The organism is Metallibacterium sp. (genome assembly GCF_054637675.1).
The window spans coordinates 1-5,932 of sequence record NZ_JBTSRB010000037.1 but is presented as its reverse complement, the minus strand read 5'-3'; the positions used below and the strand labels follow the sequence as shown (position 1 = coordinate 5,932).

Here is a 5,932-nt window from a genome sequence, read left to right as displayed (position 1 = left end):
AGGCCCGGGACGGGGTGGCGCGCAGTATCGGGTGAGGGATCGTCCTTGCGTGGCGCATCGTGAGCGCAACGCAGAATCCTGACGCATCGATGGGCTTCGCGGCATGCGCGCGCGGCGCGGCGACGCAGGCCGAGATGGTTCGGCCTGCAGCCTCGGCATGACGAAAAACCCGTTGTCGCTGAGCAACGCGAAGGATCTCGTCGTCGATCGCACCCACCCACCCACCCACCCACCCACCCACCCACCCACCCGCCCGTCCGCGCGTGCGCTGTGCGCGCATGCAACACCGGGATGCCGCGGGCGCGCCGCGGCGTGCATCAGCTCCGCGCGCGACGGCTTCGATCAGCCCGCGCGTTGCGCGTGGGCTGCACTATGCTCGCGCAAGGCGCCGAGGAGGCGAGCCGACATGACCCAGGCATCGTGGTTTTCCCTGCAAGGCCTGGCCGGGCGCGGTGGCGCCATGCTGGAGTTCGGCAAGCTCGACGAGCAGCAGGTGCTGAGCCTGGCGATCGCCCTGGAAGAGGACGACGCGCGCATCTACAACACCTACGCCGACGCGCTCGGCGCCAGCCATCCCGACACCGCGCGCCTGTTTAGCGGCATGGCCGCCGAGGAGGATGGCCACCGTCATCGCCTGATCGAGCTGTACCGCAGCTTGTTCGGCGAACGCATCCTGCTGATCCGGCGTCAGGATGTGCGCGGCTTCATCGAGCGCAAGCCGCTGTGGCTGATGCAGTCGCTGGATCTGGAGAAAATCCGCGAGCAGGCCGAGACCATGGAAGCCGACGCGCGGCGCTTCTACGCGCAGGCCGCGCGCCGCGCCGGCAACGCCGCCATCCGTCAGTTGCTGGGCGATCTCGCCGCCGAGGAAAGCCAGCACGAAACCAAGGCCGGGGCGCTGGGCGACGAGTTCCTCAGCGCCGCGGTCCTGCGCAAGGAGCGCGACATGCAGCGGCGCCTGTTCGTGCTGCAGTTCGTGCAGCCGGGGCTGGCCGGGCTGATGGACGGCTCGGTGTCCACGCTGGCGCCGCTGTTTGCCGCGGCCTTCGCCACGCACAACACCTGGAACACGTTTCTGGTGGGCCTGGCCGCCGCCATCGGCGCCGGCATCAGCATGGCCTTCGCCGAGGCGCTGTCCGACGACGGCGCGCTCACCGGCCGCGGCAGTCCGCTGCTGCGCGGCCTGGTGATGGGCGTGATGACGACGCTGGGCGGCCTCGGCCACACGCTGCCCTATCTGATTCCGAATTTCCAGGTGGCCACCACGTTGGCGATCGCGGTGGTGATCGTCGAACTGCTGACCATCGCCTGGGTGCGCAAGCGCTACATGGATGCGCCGTTCGGCCTGGCCGTGCTGCAAGTGATCGTCGGCGGCCTGCTGGTGTTCGCGCTGGGGATATTGATCGGCAGCGCGTGAGGCGCGTGCACGCGGCGCGCGCTCGAGCCGGTGACGGCTCCGCGCCCCGGACGCGGACGCGGGTGACCCGGATTTTTGCGCGAAGCGCGCGATCAGTCCTGCGCGTCCCCAATGCCTGTGGTTCGGCTTGCTGGCTCATGCGCGCGCGCTGGAGCGAAATGATCGAAGTTCCAGCGTGTTGTGATCAACATGCTGTTGAACGCGCATCGGTATCCATGGATGACGCAGAGCGTACTGACGCTGATGGCGTGATCCTCACGCCACGGCCTGCAAGCGCCGCACCGTCGGCTGCGTCCGCTGTTCGGCCTGCGCCAACTCGTAGTTGGCCTGCAACGTCATCCAGAACCGGGTGGTGCTCACCCCGGCTCGCTCCAACCTGATCGCCGAATCCGGGCTGATGCCGGCGCGGCCGTTGCTGACACGCGACAACGTCGTGCGCGACATGCCGAGCCGTTGCGCGGCGTCGGTGACTTCGATCCTGGGCGGCAACAGCACGTCTTCGCGCAGCAGCTCGCCGGGGTGCGGATGGTTCTTCATCATGGTTGCGACCTCTTTCAGTGATAGTCCTGATAATCGACCAACTCCACGTCGGTGCCGACAAACCGGAACGTGACGCGCCAGTTGCCATTGACCCACACGGACCAGCGGCCTTTCAGCTCTCCCTTGAGGGGATGCAGCTTGTAACCAAGCTGGGTTCAATTCCGCCGGCGCCGTCGCCGCATCGCGCGCCGCCAGAATACGGCCGAGCTTGGCAACGTGCGCCGCTTGCACGCACGACGAAAGGGGACAAGTTAAGGCGGTTTAATTCCCTCCGCCCCTTATTTAAGAAATCGCAAGTTACCGGCAATGTTGCGAACAACCACGCACGACTACGGTAGCCACTGGGCACCCGAGCAGCGGGTGCGCGCGCCAGAAAACTGGCCGAGGTCGTCCAGTGAAAGCGAAATCGGAGCGTGCCCCGCCAGCCTCTGCCGGCGTGTTGGACACGATGAAGGCAGCAGCGGACGCGTTCGACGCACCGGCGCAGCGTGAGCGCCCGGCCGATGCGGCCGCGCGGGCTTGGCGTCGCGTCCGCAATGTGCTGAAACGGCTGCGTACGGCGTTCAAGGTTCCGCTGATGCATGCGTTCTCTGCGCTGTTCGCGCTGGGACTCGATCGTTCGTCCTGCAGCATCGAGGATCTTGCCGACTGGTCACCCCGGCGCATTCTGCTGGTGCGCACCAACCGCATTGGCGACCTGTTGTGCAGTACGCCGTTGATCGCCGCGTTGCACCGCCGCTGGCCTCATGCCGAGATGACTCTGGTGGGCGGACCCAAGAATCGCGCCGTCGCGCCGTTACTGCCATATCTGCAGCGTGGTCCGGAGTTCCGCCGTGACCCTTGGGCCTGGATGCGCCTGGTGCTGTGGTTGCCGCGTCAGCGGTTTGATCTCGCGGTCAGCCTGTGCTCCGAGATGCTCTCGGGTGTCTTCATAGTTGCCGCCAGCCGCGCTCCCCTGCGCATGGCCGTGTATGCATCGCCGCGCACGGCGCCAGCGTTCAATGTGTTCGCGGGACACTACGACACCCATGAGATCCGGCGCTATTGGACTGCCGCGCACAATCTGGGTGTGGCATTGCAAGATGGCTCGCCGCGACCGCTGATCGAGCTGCCGCCCAACCACGACGATGTTGCCGAGGTGATTCTGCGCATGCTGAACATCCCCGAGCATGCGATCAAGGTCGGCATTTCGATTCCATCGCGCGCGGACCGCCGCCACCGGCGCAGAGCCTGGCCGCATATCGAATTGCGCGGCGTCGTCACTGGGCTGGTCAGTCGCGGTATCGAGGTTGTGCTGTCCCCCGGCAGCCGCGCCGAACGTGCCGAAGCGGAACGGATCGTCCGGGCCGTGCCCGGTGCGCGGCTTCTGCCCGAGACGTCGCTGAGTGAACTGGCTGCGGTGCAACGGCGTCTGGACGCGTGGATCGGAACATCTTCCGGCCTGCTGCACCTGGCCGATGCCGTGGGCACGCCGACCCTGATGATCGGCACGCCCGCCCTCGCGCGCAGTTGGGCGCCGCTAGGCCCACTGCATCGGCAGGTCTGCGCCGATGATCCGGAGCACATCACCTCGCGCCGCGTGATCGAGGCGGTGGTCTCGCTTTTGGGCGAAGCCACCCATCGCGCGGCACGAGCGGCTTGACGAAAGGGGGCGGAGGTAGTCGCGGCGGTTTAATTCCCTCCGTCCCTTAAATCGCACCGACCTCGCGCCACGGGCGCAGCCGCGGCGCTGCAAGCAAATCACTCAGCACTCGATCACATTGACGGCCAGGCCACCGCGCGAAGTTTCCTTGTATTTCTCCTTCATGTCCTCGCCGGTGGCGCGCATGGTCTTGATGACCTTGTCCAGCGACACGAAGTGCGTGCCGTTGCCGCGCATGGCCATGCGCACCGCGTTGATCGCCTTGACCGAGCCCATCGCGTTGCGCTCGATGCAGGGGATCTGCACCAGCCCGCCGATCGGATCGCAGGTCAGCCCGAGGTTGTGCTCCATGCCGATCTCGGCGGCATTCTCCACCTGCGCGGGCGTGCCGCCCAGCGCTGCGGCGAGGCCGCCCGCGGCCATCGAGCAGGCCACGCCGACCTCGCCCTGACAACCCACTTCGGCGCCGGAGATCGAGGCGTTTTCCTTGTACAGGATACCGATGGCGCCGGCGGTGAGCAGGAAATCGAACACACCCTGCGCGTTGGCGCCGGGCACGAAGCGGTCGTAGTAGTGCAGCACGGCGGGGATGATGCCGGCGGCGCCGTTGGTCGGCGCGGTCACCACGCGCCCGCCGGCGGCGTTTTCCTCGTTGACCGCCAACGCGTACAGATTCACCCAATCGAGGATCGACAGCGGATCGCGCAGGCTGGCCTCGGGTTGCGCGCGCAGTTCGCGCGCCATGGTTGGCGCGCGGCGCTGCACCTCGAGCCCACCAGGCAACACGCCGTCCGAGCGCAGCCCGCGCGCCACGCAGTCCTGCATGGCCTGCCATAGTTTCTGCAGGCCGGCGCGCACCTCGGCCTCGCTGCGCCACACACATTCGTTGGCCAGCATCAGTTGCGCGATGCTGTTGCCGGTGCGCGCGCAAAGCGCCAGCAGTTCGGCGCCGCTGTGAAACGGGTAGGGCAGCGGCGTGGTGTCGGCGACGATGCGATCCTCCGCGGCTTCGTCCTGGTTGACCACGAAGCCGCCGCCCACCGAGTAGTAATCGCGCGTGGCCAGCAGCGTGTCGTCGGCGGCCCAGGCGCTGTAGCGCATGCCGTTGACGTGGTAGGGCAGCTTTTGGCGCTTGTTGAACACCAGATCGCGTGCCTCGTCGAAGTCGATGGTGTGCGTGCCGCCGAGTTGAATGCGATGCGTGTCGCGGATATGCGCGAGGATCGCCGGGATCTGATCGGCATCGATCTGATCCGGCCAGTGCCCTTCCAACCCCAGCATCACCGCCTTGTCGGTGCCGTGGCCGCGCCCGGTCAACGCCAGCGAGCCGTACAGCTCGACGCGCACGCGCGCCACGCGCGCCAGCGTGCCGGCATCGTCGAGCCAGCGCTCGACGAAGCGCGCCGCCGCGCGCATCGGCCCGACCGTGTGCGAGGACGACGGCCCGATACCGATCTTGAAAAGGTCGAAAACGCTGACGGCCATGCGCAGTTACCGCGACAAAGTGGCTTATTGTAGGCGCTGCGTTTCCATTGGCGCCCCGCAATGCAACAGTCCACGCTCACGCTCTACCGCCGCGACGCATGCCTGCTGTGCGCGCTGGCCGAGGCGCTGCTGGGCGAAGCCGGCGTGGCATACGCAGTGGTGGATATCGAATCGAGCCCCGCGCTGGAAGCACGCTACGGCACGCGTATTCCGGTGCTGGCGCGCGCCGATGGCGCCGAGCTGGGTTGGCCGTTCGATGCCGCGGCGCTGCGTGTGTTTGTCGCGCGTATTGCGTGAACGATTGTTCTTGCTTAGAGCTTGGCAAGGTTGCCTTGTTCCGTGCGGCTGCCGCCGCCCGGGCCACTTTCTTTGCCAGCCAAAGAAAGTGGCCAAAGAAAGGCTGCCCCGACAGCAGCGCCCGCTGCGCGGGTGCGCATGCCTGCGCGGGGCGCGCTGATGGCCCATGGCCTGCGGCGCGTGAGCGCGATCTCGGCCTGCGCATCCGGCACTGGCCGGATCGTCCGGCCCGCAACATCGTGTCGCGGGCGTTCGGCAGCTGGCGCTGCCTCGCCCCGCGCGCTCACACTTCGCGCTTGTCCCGCGCAGTCCCGCCGCTGCCGAAGAGGATTGAAGATCAAGAGCACGCGCGCTGCGCGCGCGTCGTTGCCTCTGATCTTCGTAGCGTTGGTCAGTGCCGAGCAGCGCAGTCGGGCGCGAGGGCAAGGCGCGCATGTTCGAGCCCAGGGAGGGGCGAGTTCGCGCTGGGCGCCCGCGCCGGGATGGCACGGGCCGGGCTTGGCCGCGAAGCAGGATGCGAGAGCGGACAAGGCGGCCGGCGCGCAGCGCAG

At 67.5% G+C, this 5,932-nt stretch carries 7 protein-coding genes; 3 read left to right on the top strand and 4 right to left on the bottom strand.

The annotated features are described in order from the left end of the window. Positions 1-217: hypothetical protein (locus ACYDAT_RS11290; RefSeq protein ID WP_461450178.1), on the bottom strand; the 217-nt coding region annotated here is incomplete at its 3' end. Positions 218-406: 189 nt separating this feature from the next. Here ACYDAT_RS11290 and mbfA point away from each other — a divergent pair. Beyond that, a complete protein-coding gene (gene mbfA / locus ACYDAT_RS11285; RefSeq protein WP_461450176.1) occupies positions 407-1,417 on the top strand; it encodes an iron exporter MbfA in 1,011 nt (336 codons plus the stop codon). Between the two features lie 255 nt (positions 1,418-1,672). Here mbfA and ACYDAT_RS11280 read toward each other — a convergent pair whose 3' ends face one another. Beyond that, entirely contained in the window at positions 1,673-1,957 is a 285-nt protein-coding gene (locus tag ACYDAT_RS11280) for a HigA family addiction module antitoxin (RefSeq protein WP_461450174.1), read from the bottom strand. A 14-nt stretch (positions 1,958-1,971) separates the two neighbouring features. After that, positions 1,972-2,055 (bottom strand): hypothetical protein, encoded by an 84-nt coding sequence (locus tag ACYDAT_RS11275; protein ID WP_461450204.1) that lies wholly within the window; start codon positions 2,053-2,055, stop codon positions 1,972-1,974. Positions 2,056-2,405: 350 nt separating this feature from the next. Here ACYDAT_RS11275 and ACYDAT_RS11270 point away from each other — a divergent pair, with 350 nt between their 5' ends. Continuing rightward, the gene (locus ACYDAT_RS11270) at positions 2,406-3,599 is read left to right on the top strand and encodes a glycosyltransferase family 9 protein (RefSeq protein WP_461450172.1); all 1,194 of its coding nucleotides are present in this window, start codon (positions 2,406-2,408) and stop codon (positions 3,597-3,599) included. A gap of 102 nt (positions 3,600-3,701) precedes the next feature. Here the strand turns inward: ACYDAT_RS11270 and ACYDAT_RS11265 are convergent, their stop codons facing one another. Further along, positions 3,702-5,084, bottom strand: coding sequence for an L-serine ammonia-lyase (locus ACYDAT_RS11265; protein WP_461450170.1), 1,383 nt, complete (start codon positions 5,082-5,084; stop codon positions 3,702-3,704). A gap of 60 nt (positions 5,085-5,144) precedes the next feature. Between ACYDAT_RS11265 and ACYDAT_RS11260 the strand changes: the two genes are divergently transcribed. After that, positions 5,145-5,381 (top strand): glutaredoxin family protein, encoded by a 237-nt coding sequence (locus tag ACYDAT_RS11260; protein ID WP_461440565.1) that lies wholly within the window; start codon positions 5,145-5,147, stop codon positions 5,379-5,381. Positions 5,382-5,932: the final 551 nt, after the last annotated feature.